We start from the raw sequence: 14,100 nt of genomic DNA, 5'->3' as shown, positions 1-14,100 counted from the left end.
GTAGAGCAGGTCACCTCCGTGCTCCTGCGAAGGCAGGAGCCCAGTCCAGACGGTCTTAACTGGGCTCCTGCCTTCGCAGGAGCACTGAACGTCCAGGAGGCGATTTGATGCGCAGAAAGATCATCGCGGCACTGCTGGCGTTCAGCCTGACCGCCGCCGCGCCCGCGCCCGCGCCGCCACGGCGGATCGTGTCGCTCAACACCTGTGCCGACCAATATGTGCTGGCGCTCGCCGATCCGGGGCAGATCGCCGCGCTCAGTCCCTATGGGCATGACCCGGAATTGTCGGCGGCGGTGGCCAAGGCGCGGCGCTTTCCTGTGCTGAAGCGCCCTGCCGAAGAAGTGCTGGCGTTGAGGCCTGACCTGGTGATCGGCTTTCCCGATGGTGCAGGCGGCGTGGTCGGCGCGCCGGATGGCAGATGGCGCAAGCTGGGGTTGGCGAGCGCCGACAGTTTCGCCGCCATCCGCACCCAAATCCGGCAGGTGGCCGCCATCGTGGGCCATCCCGCGCGCGGCGAGGCGCTGATCGCGGGCATGGAGCGCGACCTTGCCGCCCTGCCCCGGCCAAAGCGCGGCGGCGTGGCGGCCTATTATCAACGGCGCGGCTATATGACCGGCACCGGCACGCTGGTCGATGAACTGATGCGGCGGGCGGGATTGGTCAACCTCGCGGCGAAACTTGGCAAGCCCGCGCTGGCGCAAGTGCCGCTGGAACAGATGATCGCGGCCAGGCCCGACTATCTGATCGTGGAAGAAGGCAGCGAGGCGATCGTCGATCAGGGGACGGAGATGCTGCACCATCCCGTACTGCGATCCATCCCCCGCATCCGCGTACCGCAATCCTGGACGGTATGCGGCGGTCCCGCCTATGTGCAGGCCGCGCGCAGCATCGTGGCGCAGGCGGATGCTGCGCCGAAGCGCTGAGGGGCAAACACTCACGCCCGCCCCTCTTGCCATAGTTCAGAAGCGGACACGCACGCCGCCATAGGCCGACCGGCCGTAGGTGCCATAACCATAGGCGGTGGCGTATTCCTGATCGAACAGATTGTCGATGCGGCCATAGATTTCCAGATTGTCGGTGATCGGGAAAGACGCGCGAATGTCGGCGACTGCATAGCCGTCGATCTGGATCCGGTTGCGCGTGACTGGATCCAGGTCGACGCTATCGCTGACCATCGTCACGGTAGCGCCAGTCGAAAGGCCAAAGGACCAGACATAGTCGACCGATGTGCTGACGGCGTTGGCAGCACGGCGCAGCAGACGCTCGCCACGGGTCGCGCTGCCCGGCGAACGGTCCCGCGCATCGACATAGCTGTAGGCGGCGGTGAAGGTCAGCGCATCGACGGGCCGCAGCGTCAGCGTCGTTTCCACACCCTTGGCGCGGGTACGATCCAGATTGCCGTAAGTGAAAGTTGTATTGTCGTAATTCAGCTGGTCCCGCGTGTCGCGCCAGAAGCCAGTGACCGACAGCACCGCTCGGTCACTCCCCAGATTCTGGTCGATGCCGATGTCGTAGCTTTTCGAACGTTCCGGTTTCAGGTTCGGATTGCCGCTGAACGTGTCGTAAAGCTGATAGAGCGACGGCGCCTTGAACCCTTCGCCATAGCTCATGCGAAAATTGGTCGCGCCACCATTTGGGGTGTAGTTGGCGTTCGCGCCAAAAGTCGTGGCGCCGCCGAACTGGCTATGATCGTCCTGCCGCACGCCTGCGGTCATGGACAACCCTTCGACCGGCTTCACGATGGCCAGGGCATAAACGCTGTCGATGTTGGCGCGATGGCTTTCCCGCGAACCAAAACCGAAAAACTCATAATCAGGCCGTTCATGCTCATAGCCCAGCAGCAGCTTCACTTCATCGATGGGCTGATAGACGCTCTCATATTCAAAACGCAGGTTCGTACCCGAATAACCAAAGTCCGGGGCGTTGCCGCGCAGGAAATAATAGTCGCGGTCCTGCTGATACCAGGTCACGGCTGCCCTGTTGGTCAGCTTGCCATCGAACAGCGCGAAGTTAAGACCGGCATAGCCGATATATTGGCTGGACCTGGCAGCATCGGGGCTATCGGTCGGCGCGCCGAAGAAGCTGTCATAGTCAAGATCGCCGTGAATATAATAGCCGCGCAGGTCCAGGCTCACATCATCGGTAAAGGCGATCTTCAGCCGGGCATTGCCGGTGATATTTTCATAGCCATCCTTTTCCGAGCCGCCGAAATCGGGAGCAACGGCGGAAATGCCGTCGGTGCGGAAATAGGCAACACCCACGCCGCCCGACAGGATGCCGCTGGCGCCCGACACATCCGCCTTGGCATTCAGCGTATCGGCATAGCCATAGTCGACCGATGCCTTGCCGCCAAAGCCTTCGCCTGGAATGCCGGTCATGATGTTGACGACGCCGCCGATCGCCTGGCTGCCATAGGCGATGGAATTGGAACCGCGCAGCACTTCGATCCGCCGGATGTTGCCGACCAGCAGATTGCCGAAATCATATTGATCGCCAATGCCGCTGGGGTCGTTGACCTTCACACCGTCGATCAACACCAGGGTCTGCGTCGTTTCCGCGCCACGCAGCGACACGCTGGTGACATTGCCCAGGCTGCCCGTGCGATTGAAGCGAACACCCGGCGTTGTCATCAGCAGATCGACAACGCTGACATTCTGGCGCGTTTCGATCGTCTTTTCGTCGATCACCGTCACCGCCTGCCCGACTTCGTCGGTCGGCTGCGCAATGCCCAGCGCGGTGACGACGATTTCGTCAGCGTCTTCGGCAAGCGCTGGGGTGGCGGCGAGCAGCGCCAGCAGTGAAATTCCGGTCCTGATCATGTTCTTGTCTTCCCTGAGCGTCATGCGACATGAGCCCAGGGCCTCCGCATAAGCGGCCAGTGCGCGGAAAAGAGAGACGCCAGCCCCGTCACGCGCACCGATGCGGCCCTGCGCCGCTTCGTCGCTCAGACGGAAAACCGTGCCTGGGCCGATCCCTGGACCCAAGGCAAGAGCGACCATGCGCCGGCAGGTTTCCTGGCTCGCGGGTCGTCGCGGCGATGCACGGGCCTTCCCGGACTTTCACGCCCAGTGGCCGGTCGCCCTCGCCTCCCCCTTATTGAAGGTCGCGGGTTCCCCTGTGCATCGCGCTCGCCGCTTACAGTTGCAGGGGCAGCTGCGGATTTGGACGGATGAACCGTCCACACCGCATTCCCTTTCCAGCGCGATCTTCGTGAACAGTTGCCCACTCACGCCGCGCGCCATAGGGGAAGTTGAGGGTTCTGCCAAGGAGTGGATAATGCGATTGCTGGGCGCGGTGCTGGCCGGAGGGCGATCCAGCCGGTTTGGGAGCGACAAGGCCATGGCGCTGATGCCGGATGGGCGCATGCTGATCGACCATGCGGTGGCGGCGATTGCCCCCCATGTGGAGGCGGTGGTGGTCTGCGGACGGGCGGTCGAGGGGCTGACCAGCCTATCCGACCGGCCCGCGCCGGACATGGGGCCGCTGGGCGGGCTGAATGCGGCGCTGCATTATGCGCGGGACGAAGGCTATGACGCGGTGCTGACGACGGGGTGCGACATGCCGGTCTGTCCCAAGGCTCTGGTGGAGGCGCTGGCGGGAGAAGGCGCTGCGGTGTTGAAGGGGCAGCAACTTGCCGGTTTCTGGCCTGCCGGGCTTGCGGATGAACTGGACGCGCATCTGGCTGAGGAGAATAGCCGGTCGATATATGGCTGGCTGGAGCGGATCGGCGCGCGGATCGTGAAGCGGGCGGACATCGTCCTGCCGAATATCAATCGACCGCAGGATATTGCGGGATTGCCAAAGAACTAGCCACTCCGTGCTCCTGCGAAAGCAGGAGCCCAGTTCTAACGGCGCAAATGGGCTCCTGCCTTCGCAGGAACACCTAGTTACATCATCAGAACAGCAAACCCACGGGCTCCACCGGTCTGAACCTGCCGATACCCCTTACCTTCCTTCCAACTAAGGCAGGGGCATCGACAGGCTCAAGGCAAAGATGTGGAGGGCAAGTTCAAACCTGTAGGACGACGCTCGTGGCGGTCTCCACAGGCATGGCCGTGCCCGCCACCGCTTCACCAATCAGAAGCAGAGTCGGATCTTCATCGCTGATCGTGGCCACCAGGAAGGCAAGCGCCGACAGCTTGCCCCGGATCAGGCGTTCGGTGGGCAGCGATACATTGACCGCCACCATCACCGGCGTTTCGGGATCGCGCCCGGCGCCGATCAATTGGCGGCTGATCTCGCCAGCAGCGGCGCGGCCCATATAGATGCCGAGCGTGCCGCCGGGACGGGCGAGCGTTTCCCAGTCGAGCTTTAGCGGCTCACCAGCTTTCAGATGCGCGGTCACCAGTGTCAGGCCGCGCGCCTTCCCGCGCAGGGTGAGCGAAGCGTTGCCGCTTGCCGCCGCCGCGCTGGCGGTGGTGATGCCGGGGCAGATGTGGAACCGGATGCCGTCTGCGGCCAGATGCTCCATCTCCTCGGACGAGCGGCCGAAAACCGATGGATCGCCACCTTTCAGGCGAACGACGCGCTTGCCTGCCTTTGCGGCGGCGAGGAGGAGGTCATTGATGCTTTCCTGCGCCTTGCTGTGGCGGCCGGAACGCTTGCCGACGCTGACCCGCTCGACACCAGCCGGGATCAAGTCGAGGACGCCGGGGCCGACCAGCGCATCATAAAAGACGATCTCGGCCGCAGCGATCAGCTTTTCGGCCTTCCGGGTGAGCAGGTCCGGGTCGCCCGGCCCTGCGCCGACCAGCCAGACTTCACCAGGGGCGATCAACTCATTCGGCTGCATGGAGCGTCTCCTGCGGGATTTGGGCGAGGATGTTGGCGAGCGCGGGGCGGCAGGACCCGCAATTGGTGCCAGCGCCGATCGCCTTACCGATGGCGGGCACGTCGACCAGGCTCTGGTCGCGGATGGCGGCGACGATCTGGTTGAGGCCGATGTCGAAGCAGACGCAGATGGTCGGCCCCTTGTCGGGCTGGCTGCCGGGGCCGCGCGCCGCGAGAACGGACGCCCCCACCTCTTCGGCTTCAAGCTGGCCGATAAGCCAGTCGCGCGAGGGGAGCAGGCCGGTGCGGGTGACGAAGAGGACGCCTGCCAGCTTGCCCTCCTTGATGATCGCGACGCGGCGGGTGCCGCGCGACATGTCGACGGCTTCGACACGGTCGCCTTTGGGCAGGCAGGCTTCGAGGCGGGCGGGATCGCCATTGCCCGCGACTTCGTAGAGCGCGCCGCCCGGCACGGTGACCTTTGTCGCCCACAGGCAGGGAACCTTGGCGGGCTGCTCACCGCGCAGGATGAGGAAGCCCTTCCACTCGGTCGCGACCTTCTCGATGCTGGCGGGCGTCGATTTGAAGCCCGGCTGACCGGAATGGGGATCGACGAGCGGACGGGGCAGCAGGCCGGTGCGGCCGCCGGTCGAGACCTGATCGGTCCAGTGGATCGGGGTGAAAATTTCGCCGACCCGCTGGCCTTCGTTCAGGCTCACGCGGAAGATGCTGTTGCCCTGCGCGGTCTGGACGCGCGCCAGATCGCCGTCGCAAATGCCAAGCTCCTCGGCATCCTGCGGGTGGATATCGACCAGCGGCTCCTCGCGATGACGGGCGAGCTTCGCCGAAAGGCCGGTGCGCGTCATCGTGTGCCATTGGTCGCGATAACGGCCGGTGTTGAGCGTCATCGGCCACTGTTGGAGCGGCTGCTGAAGATCCATCTGCTTTGTCAGCACCAGCCGCGCCTTGCCATCAGGGGTGGAGAAGCGACCATCCGCGAAGGGCTTGTCGCCGCCCCAGCGGAAGGGTTCCATCGCCTCATAGGCGTCATTCCCGATGGTCGCCTGCGCGCGCAGGTTGAGGAGCCGCGCGCCGTCATTCTGATAAGCGGTCAGGCGGGCATGTTCGCGCCAGATGTCGGCGGGCCGGTCATAGGCGAAGGCGTTGCGCCAGCCCATGCGGCGGGCGACTTCCTTGACGATCCACCAGTCGGGCTTCGCCTCACCGGGCAGCGCCAGAAACGGACGCTGGCGGCTGACGGTGCGGTCGCTATTGGTGACGGTGCCGTCCTTCTCGCCCCATCCGGCGGCGGGCAGGCGGACATCGGCATGGACGCTGGTGTCGGTGTCGGCGATGATGTCCGACACGACGAGGAAGGGAACGGCCTCCAGTGCCTCGCGGACGCGGTTGGCGTCGGGCAGCGAGACGGCAGGGTTGGTCGCCATCACCCAGAGCGCCTTGATCCGGCCTTCGTTGATGGCGCGGAACAGGTCCACGGCTTTCAGGCCCGGCTTGGTCGCCATGGTGGGCGCGGCCCAGAAGCGGCCGACCCGCTCCACATTTTCAGGCGCAAAGTCCATATGTGCCGCCAGCGTCGAGGCAAGGCCGCCGACTTCGCGGCCGCCCATCGCGTTGGGCTGCCCGGTGATGGAGAAAGGCGCAGCGCCCGGCTTGCCGATGCGGCCGGTAGCGAGGTGGACGTTGATGATCGCGTTGACCTGATCGGTGCCGCGGATCGACTGGTTGATGCCCTGGCTGAACAAAGTGACGGCGCGCGGGGTCGCGGCGAACAGCTTGTAGAATTGTTCCAGCAGCGTGGGCGCGATGTCGCAGGTCTTTGCCGTGGTCCAGAGATCATGGCCGGTGCGGATATGCTCCCAAAAACCTTCGGGGGCATTGAGATGGTCGGCGATGAACGCGGGGTCGGTGACGCCTTCCTGATCGCACCATGCCAGCAGGCCGTTCATCAGGGCAACGTCGGTGCCGGGCTTCACCGGCAAGTGCAGGTCCGCGCCTTCGCAGGTTTCGGTGCGGCGCGGGTCAATAACGACCAGCTTGGTGCCGCGCGCCGCGCGGGCGGCCTGAATGCGCTGATAGACGATCGGGTGACACCATGCGGTGTTGGAGCCGATAAGGACGATCAGGTCCGCTTCGTCCAGATCGTCATAGCTGGCGGGCACGATGTCCTCGCCAAAGGCCCGGTTATGCCCGGCGACCGCGCTCGACATGCAGAGGCGACTGTTGGTGTCGATGTTCGCCGTGCCGATGAAGCCCTTCATCAGCTTGTTGGCGACATAATAATCTTCGGTCAGCAACTGGCCCGAGACATAGAATGCCACGCTGTCGGGGCCGTAGCGATCGACGGTATCGCGGAACTTCTTCGCGACGAGGTCCAGCGACTTGTCCCAGCTGGCGCGCTTGTTGCCGATCATGGGGTGCAGCAGGCGGCCGGTCAGCCCGACGGTCTCGCCCAGATGCGTGCCCTTGGAGCAGAGGCGGCCACCGTTCGCCGGGTGCTGCTCATCGCCCTTGATCGTGACCGACCGGGGTCCGGTCGGCGTGGCCGAGATGCCGCAACCGACGCCGCAATAGGCGCAAGTGGTGCGGATGGCCTCTGTCATGTGATGCCCTTCTCTTTAAGAAGTGCTCCTGCGAAAGCAGGAGTCCAGTCCTGCCGTTCGAACTGGGTTCCTGCCTTCGCAGGAACACGATCCGTCTCGCACAGGACATGCTCTGAATGGAATTGGGTGGAGGCGCTTGCCGCAAGGGATGGCCAACAAGACACCCCCACCCGGGTCCCCGCCTTTATGGCTGGGGACCGGAAGCTCAAGCTGCTGCCTTCATCGCCGCCGGGCGGGCGATCAGGATGCGACCGCCCTCCTCTTTCACGGCGATGGTCGGCGTGCAGCCTTCGTCATTGCCCTGTGCCTCGCCCGTTTTCAGGGCGATGTTCCAGTTGTGCAGCGGGCAGGCGACGCTGTGGCCATGGACGATCCCCTGGCTCAGCGGCCCCTTCTTGTGCGGGCATTCGTTGACCAGCGCGAAGACCTTGTCGTCGCTGGTGCGGAACACGGCGATTTCCTTTTCGCCCGTGATCTGAACGGTGCGAGCGCCACGCTGGGGAATGTCGGCCAGCGTTCCGATGTCGATCCAATCGGTCATGGGTGTCACTCCGCAGCGATGGCAATGGGTTCAAGATGCTGGTGCAATTCGCTTTCCGCACCGGCTGCGCGCTGCGCCCAGGGATCTTCCTGGCTGAAGCTCTGCGAATAGAGGAAGCGTGCGCGCAGAGCCTCGCGGCCTGCGTCATCCTCGACAATGCGCTGCTTCACATAGTCTACCCCGACGCGCTCGATCCAGGGCGCGGTGCGCTCCAGATAGCGTGCTTCCTCGCGGTAGAGCTGGGTGAAGGCGGCGCAATAATCGAGCGCTTCCTGCTCGGTCGAAACCTTGCACAGGAAATCGGTGGCGCGGACATGGATGCCGCCATTGCCGCCGACATGCAGTTCATAGCCCGAGTCCACGCAGACCACGCCAAAGTCCTTGATCGTCGCCTCCGCGCAGTTGCGGGGGCAGCCGGATACGGCGATCTTGAACTTGTGGGGCATCCACGACCCCCAGGTCATCCGCTCCGTCTTGACGCCAAGGCCGGTCGAATCCTGCGTGCCGAAGCGACACCATTCGGACCCGACGCAGGTCTTCACCGTGCGCAGCGACTTGCCATAGGCGTGACCCGACACCATGCCAGCGGCGTTGAGATCGGCCCAGACGGCGGGCAGGTCTTCCTTCTTGATGCCGAAAATGTCGAGACGCTGGCCACCGGTGACCTTCACCATCGGGGCGTCATATTTCTCGACCACATCCGCGATGGCGCGCAGTTCCTTGGGGTTGGTCAGGCCACCCCACATGCGCGGTACGACCGAGTAGGTGCCGTCCTTCTGGATGTTCGCGTGCATCCGTTCGTTGACGAAGCGGCTCTGCTGGTCATCGACATATTCACCCGGCAGCGCGCAGAGCAGATAGTAATTGAGCGCAGGGCGGCAGGAGGAACAGCCATCCGGGGTCGACCAGTGCAGCTTCTGCATGACTTCGGGGATCGAGCGCATATTCTGCGCGACGATCTCGCGGCGAACATCGTCATGGCCGAAGCTGGTGCATTTGCACATCGTCTTGGGACCCGACTGAACATCATCGCCCAGCACCACTGCCAGCAGGTTCTCGACCAGACCGGTGCAGCTGCCGCAGCTGGCCGAAGCCTTGCAGGTGGCGCGCACCGCATCGAGGCTGCATGCGCCCTTTTCGATGCAGGAAACGACCTGGCCCTTGCTGACGCCGTTGCAGCCGCAAATCTCGGCATCGTCCGAGAGCGCCGCAACGGCCGCCTTAGGGTCCAGCGCGCCTCCTCCAGAGGCGAAGGCCTGACCGAAGATCAGCAGGTCGCGGATTTCGCCGACATCTTCCTCGCGCTTCAGCAGGTCGAAATACCAGCCGCCATCCGCCGTGTCGCCGTAGAGGACCGCGCCGATGACCTTGTCGTCCTTGACCACGACGCGCTTGTAAACGCCGCGTGACGCATCGCGCAGGACGATGTCCTCGCAACCTTCACCGCCGGAGAAATCACCGGCGGAGAAGACGTCCAGACCGGCGACCTTGAGCTTGGTCGAGGTGACCGATCCCTTGTAGCCCGTATGCTGATCAGTGAGGCCGTCCGCGAGGCTGCGGCACATGTCCCACAGCGGCGCGACGAGGCCATAGACATTGCCGTCATGCTCGACGCATTCGCCGACCGCCAGCACATCAGGGTCGCTGGTGACCATATGATCATCGACCTTGATGCCGCGATTGACTTCGAGGCCAGCTTCGCGCGCCAGAGCAGTCGAAGGGCGGATGCCCACGGCCATGACGACCAGGCTCGCCGGAATTTCGGTGCCGTCCTTCAGGCGGACGCCCTCCACCTTGCCTTCGCCATAGATGGATTCGGTGTTGGCGCCGGTCAGGATGGTCTGGCCGCGCCCTTCCAGCGCGGACTTCAGCAGCCAGCCCGCCGCTTCGTCGAGCTGACGCTCCATCAGCGTGTCCATAAGGTGGATCACGGTCACCTTCATGCCGCGCAGGGTCAGGCCGTGCGCTGCTTCCAAGCCGAGCAGACCACCGCCGATGACCACTGCCGCGCCGCCCTGATCGGCGGCCGCCAGCATGGTGTCGACATCCTTCATGTCGCGGAAGCTGATGACGCCAGGCAGGTCCTTGCCCGGAACCGGGATGATGAACGGATCGGAACCCGTTGCAATCAGCAGCTTGTCATAGCCAACAGTGCGACCCGACTGGCTCGTGACGGTCTTGGCGGTGCGGTCTATGGCCGTCACCGGATCACCCGCGATCAGTTCGATCTGATTGTCGTCATACCATTCGCGGCTGTTGATGATGATGTCATCGAAGCTCTTCTCCCCGGCCAGAACCGGCGAGAGCATGATGCGATTATAGTTCACATAGGGCTCTGCGCCGAAGATGCTGACGCGATAACGCCCAGCATCCCGCGCCAGCAGTTCCTCAACCGCACGGCAACCGGCCATGCCGTTGCCAACAACCACCAGATGTTCGCGAACATCCTCCGACGGCACGAAGATTTGCTCTTCGTTGGCCGTCTCCGGTCCGGTGTTGTTCTGAAAATCCATCCCTTGACTCCAGACAATAAAAAAGCCGCCATCCGGACCCCTGGCTTTAAACCAGGAGTCTGGATGGCGGCTTTGCCATCATTCACGCCTTGACGATCCATCCGTGGATCACCGCAGCTATGTCGTTAGAGGACAACCTTGTCCTTCGCAGTGCAGCATAAATGAATCGCGATGCGGGTCAAGCGATTCCTTGGGAGAAGTTCCTGGCCCAAAAGCTCACCGGGCTCCTGCGCAGGCAGGAGCCCAGTCCTGCCGTCAAAACTAGGCTCCTGCCTACGCAGGAGCACCGAACAAATGAAGACGGCGGCTCCCCTTTCGAGTGCCGCCGCCTCCCTCTCCTACTCCGCGATGATCAGATGCGCGCGCCGCTGCTCCAGGTTGCGCGCCAGCGGGCGCGCACCAGCGAGATACCGAAAAATGCGACCACGGACAGGCCCGCGAAGATCAGGAAACCGGGTGCAAAGCTGCCGGTAAACTGCTTGGCGATACCCAGCGACGAAGCCAGGTAGAAGCCGCCAATGCCGCCTGCCATGCCGACCAGGCCGGTCATGACGCCGATTTCTTCCTGGAAACGCTGCGGCACCAGCTGGAACACCGAACCGTTGCCAGCACCCAGCGCCAGCATCGCGGCGACGAAAAAGCCCAAAGCCGCCACCAGGGTCGATGCATAGGCAACAGCGGCCAGCGCCAGCGCTGCGGCGATATAGACGATCATCAGCGCCTTGACGCCACCGATCTTGTCCGCCAGCGCGCCGCCCATCGGACGAACCAACGAACCGGCGAATACGCAGCCCGCAGTGCAGTAACCCGCCATGATCGGGGTCAGGCCGAACTGGTCGGTGAAGTAGATGGGCAGCGACGCGGCGAGGCCGACGAAACCGCCGAAGGTCACCGAATAAAAGCCCATCAGCCACCAGGCGTCAGCGGTCTTCAGCGGGCGGAAATAGTCCACCAGCTTCTTGGGCGCAGGCGCGTTCGGGGCGTTCTTCGCCATGAACATGTAAAGTATGAAGACGATGGTCAGCGGAATGCAGGCAAGTCCCAGCACCGCGTTCCAGCCGAACAGCTTGGCCAGCACCGGCGCGAACAGCGCAGCGAACACAGTGCCCGAATTGCCCATACCGGCTAGACCCATCGCTTTGCCCTGATGTTCTGGCGGATACCAACGGCTGGCGAGCGGCAGGGCGATGGCGAAGCTTGCACCGGCAAAGCCCAGGATCACGCCCAGCGCCAATGTGCCGCCAAAGCTGCTGACGCCCATGACCCAGGCGGCGAAGAGGCCGACGATCACGATCACCTGGCTGATCGCCCCGGCCTGCTTGCAACCGATACGGTCGACCAGCAGCCCGTTGACGACACGCAGCAGCGCGCCTGCCAGCGTCGGCACAGCCACCATCAACCCCTTTTCAGCGGGCGTCAGGCCCAGCGTCTTGGAAATGGAGGGGGCAAGCGGCCCAAGCAGCACCCACACCATGAAGGCGAGGTCGAAATAGAGGAAAGCAGCGATCAAGGTCGGCGTATGACCGGCCTTCCAGAAGCTGGTTGGCCCGGCTTCCCCCTCAGCGCCTTTGCGCTCCCAATAAGCAGTTGCCATGATGCAAGTCCTTCAATCTGTATGAAATGGACACAAAAAAAGCCGCTCTCCGAACGCTCGTTGTTGACGAGGTCCGGCCAGCGGCTTTGCTGCAAATTATGCTTGGGGAGAGCGCGACCCCATCCTTGGGCGTGCTCATCCATATACGCGCTTCGTCGCGCGACCTTTGTCTTATCTAATGATTCGTTTCATGTTGCAAGGCACAATTTTTCGCAGATTTAGAAACTTCCCAGGAAATCCTCGATCCGTTCAGGATCGAACACCCGCCCGTCAAAGAATCGGTCCGGCCCTAGGGTCAATTCCCCCCGCTTCGACCCCACCGCCAGTGGCGAAGCGACGGCCCCTTCCACCTTCATGCTCGCGCCGGGAATCGGCACATTGCTTTCGGCCAGCGCACGGCGGAAAATATCGGGACGGAACACTGACCCCGCCTTGGCGGCATTTTCGGGCGTATGCTCCACCATCTTCCACCGGACCAACTGGGAATAGAGCCACAGCGCCTGGCTGCGCCATGGAAAGGGCGTGGCTTCGCGGGAAAACAGCATGAAATCCGGCATGTCGACCGGCGGCATGTCCGCCCGCGCGGTGATGCGTCCCGACAGCGCACGCTGGATGAGGTCGGCTGGCTGGTCAACGAAATGCGGCTGCGACAGCAGATGGGCCAGCGCCTCATGGTTCGCCGGATCATCGCACCAAGCGGCGGATCGCACCAACGCGCGGATCAACGCATCCACCGCCTGCGGATTTTCCTCCAGCCACGGCGTGCGGAACGCCAATATCTTTTCGACACCCCGCCGCCAGATACGCTCGCCAATCGCGACCGCTTCGGCAAGGCCTGCATCGACCGCCGCGCTGCCCCACGGTTCGCCAGCGATGAAGCCGTCAATCTCACCAGCGCGCATCGCCTCAACCGTCAGCGACGGCGGCACCACGCGCAGCAACACATCGCGGTCGGGGTCAACCCCCGCACTCGCCAGCCAATAGCGCAGCATGATCGCGTGACTGGAAAAACGGTGGACGACGCCGATCACCGGCTTGCGCTTCCACAGCCCGATGGCGGCGGCAAAGTCGTGCGCCGTGCCCAAAGGATCGTTCAGCCGGGCCAGCACATCAGGCTCCAGCGCCTGCGCGAACTCCCGCGCCATCACCAGCATATTGCCGTTGACGTTGAGCTTATAGGGCGCGGCAAGCGGCGCTGGCTGCTGGCTCAGCCCCAGCGTCACCGCGATGGCGAGCGGGGCCAGCATATGCGCGGCCTGCACCTGGCCAAAGATCAACCGGTCGCGCAAAGTCGCCCAGCTGACCGTGCGGACGAGGTCGAGGGCGATCCCCTCCTCCTCGGCGAAGCCTTTTTCCCGCGCCACCGCCAGCACGGCGGAATCGGTCAGCGGCAGATAGGCGATGCGCAGCGATGTCGTCATAACCCCCCTCCCAACAGGTCGCTGGCTGTAATCAGGGCCTGGGCGACGTCCACGATCTTCTTCCCCTGGTTCATCGCGCCCGACCGCAGCAGCGCATAGGCTTCCGGCTCACTGATGCCCCGCTGGCTCATCAGGATGGATTTGGCGCGATCCACGATCTTGCGGTCGGAAAGCTGGGTCCGCGCCTCATCCAGTTCGGTTTGCAACCGGGCGAAGGCATTGAATCGGCGGACGGCCAGTTCCAGCACCGGCTTCACCCGTTCCTTGCGCAGGCCATCCACCACATAGGCGGAAACGCCCGCATCGATGGCGGCGCCGATCATCGAATCGTCCGACTGGTCGACGAACATGGCAATCGGCGTGGCCAGCGCGCGGCTGACCGTCAGCATTTCCTCCAGCGTATCGCGGCTGGGGCTGCCCAGGTCCATCAGGACCACATCGGGCGCCATACGCTCCAGGCGCGCGACGAAGCCCCCGCGCGGCGGAATGATATGAATATCGTCATAGCCCGCCTCGCGAAGTCCTTCTTCCAGAACCGTCGCGCGCAGGCCGCTGTCATCGATGATGACGATTCGCATGGACCCATAGCCTTTTCGCCATTCAATGACGGCGATGCTGCGCCGCGTCAATCAGCGCCCGA

Annotated in this window: 10 protein-coding genes and 1 riboswitch; of the genes, 2 read left to right on the top strand and 8 right to left on the bottom strand. The window is 63.7% G+C overall.

The window, feature by feature from the left end; all coding sequences use genetic code 11:
* Positions 1-107 precede the first annotated feature (107 nt).
* The gene (locus ACI3KQ_RS07755; RefSeq protein WP_404956349.1) at positions 108-923 is read left to right on the top strand and encodes an ABC transporter substrate-binding protein; all 816 of its coding nucleotides are present in this window, start codon (positions 108-110) and stop codon (positions 921-923) included.
* A gap of 36 nt (positions 924-959) precedes the next feature.
* Here ACI3KQ_RS07755 and ACI3KQ_RS07750 read toward each other — a convergent pair whose 3' ends face one another.
* On the bottom strand, positions 960-2,819 hold the full coding sequence (locus ACI3KQ_RS07750) for a TonB-dependent receptor plug domain-containing protein (RefSeq protein ID WP_404956539.1): 1,860 nt from the start codon (positions 2,817-2,819) through the stop codon (positions 960-962).
* 167 nt (positions 2,820-2,986) lie between these two features.
* Positions 2,987-3,254: riboswitch (cobalamin riboswitch) on the bottom strand.
* A gap of 22 nt (positions 3,255-3,276) precedes the next feature.
* Between ACI3KQ_RS07750 and ACI3KQ_RS07745 the strand changes: the two genes are divergently transcribed.
* On the top strand, positions 3,277-3,810 hold the full coding sequence (locus ACI3KQ_RS07745) for a molybdenum cofactor guanylyltransferase (protein ID WP_404956347.1): 534 nt from the start codon (positions 3,277-3,279) through the stop codon (positions 3,808-3,810).
* A 199-nt stretch (positions 3,811-4,009) separates the two neighbouring features.
* Here ACI3KQ_RS07745 and cobA read toward each other — a convergent pair whose 3' ends face one another.
* The 7 genes from cobA to ACI3KQ_RS07710 form a co-directional block, all read right to left on the bottom strand.
* Positions 4,010-4,792, bottom strand: coding sequence for a uroporphyrinogen-III C-methyltransferase (gene cobA, locus ACI3KQ_RS07740; RefSeq protein WP_404956345.1), 783 nt, complete (start codon positions 4,790-4,792; stop codon positions 4,010-4,012).
* The gene (locus ACI3KQ_RS07735; protein WP_404956343.1) at positions 4,779-7,391 is read right to left on the bottom strand and encodes a molybdopterin-dependent oxidoreductase; all 2,613 of its coding nucleotides are present in this window, start codon (positions 7,389-7,391) and stop codon (positions 4,779-4,781) included. The genes cobA and ACI3KQ_RS07735 overlap by 14 nt, the downstream gene beginning before the upstream one ends.
* A gap of 205 nt (positions 7,392-7,596) precedes the next feature.
* The gene (nirD, locus tag ACI3KQ_RS07730) at positions 7,597-7,932 is read right to left on the bottom strand and encodes a nitrite reductase small subunit NirD (RefSeq protein ID WP_404956342.1); all 336 of its coding nucleotides are present in this window, start codon (positions 7,930-7,932) and stop codon (positions 7,597-7,599) included.
* A 5-nt stretch (positions 7,933-7,937) separates the two neighbouring features.
* Entirely contained in the window at positions 7,938-10,445 is a 2,508-nt protein-coding gene (nirB, locus tag ACI3KQ_RS07725) for a nitrite reductase large subunit NirB (protein ID WP_404956340.1), read from the bottom strand.
* 352 nt (positions 10,446-10,797) lie between these two features.
* Positions 10,798-12,039, bottom strand: a complete 1,242-nt coding sequence (locus tag ACI3KQ_RS07720; protein WP_404956338.1) for a nitrate/nitrite transporter — start codon at positions 12,037-12,039, stop codon at positions 10,798-10,800.
* Positions 12,040-12,257: 218 nt separating this feature from the next.
* Complete coding sequence (locus tag ACI3KQ_RS07715) at positions 12,258-13,460, bottom strand: CmpA/NrtA family ABC transporter substrate-binding protein (RefSeq protein WP_404956336.1); 1,203 nt, start codon at positions 13,458-13,460, stop codon at positions 12,258-12,260.
* Positions 13,457-14,038 (bottom strand): ANTAR domain-containing response regulator, encoded by a 582-nt coding sequence (locus tag ACI3KQ_RS07710; protein WP_404956334.1) that lies wholly within the window; start codon positions 14,036-14,038, stop codon positions 13,457-13,459. Before ACI3KQ_RS07710 ends, ACI3KQ_RS07715 begins: the two co-directional genes overlap by 4 nt.
* Positions 14,039-14,100: the final 62 nt, after the last annotated feature.

Source organism: Sphingobium sp. ZW T5_29 (assembly GCF_044987515.1).
Lineage (GTDB): Bacteria > Pseudomonadota > Alphaproteobacteria > Sphingomonadales > Sphingomonadaceae > Sphingobium.
The sequence above is the reverse complement of the archived record's forward strand: the minus strand, read 5'-3'. Positions and strand labels throughout refer to the sequence as shown.

Coding starts and splice junctions, on each gene's coding strand:
- ACI3KQ_RS07735 (WP_404956343.1), bottom strand. CDS start 7,391: ATGACAGAGGCCATCCGCACCACTTGCGCCTATTGCGGCGTCGGTTGC.
- ACI3KQ_RS07715 (WP_404956336.1), bottom strand. CDS start 13,460: ATGACGACATCGCTGCGCATCGCCTATCTGCCGCTGACCGATTCCGCC.
- nirB (WP_404956340.1), bottom strand. CDS start 10,445: ATGGATTTTCAGAACAACACCGGACCGGAGACGGCCAACGAAGAGCAA.
- ACI3KQ_RS07755 (WP_404956349.1), top strand. CDS start 108: ATGCGCAGAAAGATCATCGCGGCACTGCTGGCGTTCAGCCTGACCGCC.
- cobA (WP_404956345.1), bottom strand. CDS start 4,792: ATGCAGCCGAATGAGTTGATCGCCCCTGGTGAAGTCTGGCTGGTCGGC.
- ACI3KQ_RS07750 (WP_404956539.1), bottom strand. CDS start 2,819: ATGATCAGGACCGGAATTTCACTGCTGGCGCTGCTCGCCGCCACCCCA.
- ACI3KQ_RS07745 (WP_404956347.1), top strand. CDS start 3,277: ATGCGATTGCTGGGCGCGGTGCTGGCCGGAGGGCGATCCAGCCGGTTT.
- ACI3KQ_RS07720 (WP_404956338.1), bottom strand. CDS start 12,039: ATGGCAACTGCTTATTGGGAGCGCAAAGGCGCTGAGGGGGAAGCCGGG.
- ACI3KQ_RS07710 (WP_404956334.1), bottom strand. CDS start 14,038: ATGCGAATCGTCATCATCGATGACAGCGGCCTGCGCGCGACGGTTCTG.
- nirD (WP_404956342.1), bottom strand. CDS start 7,932: ATGACCGATTGGATCGACATCGGAACGCTGGCCGACATTCCCCAGCGT.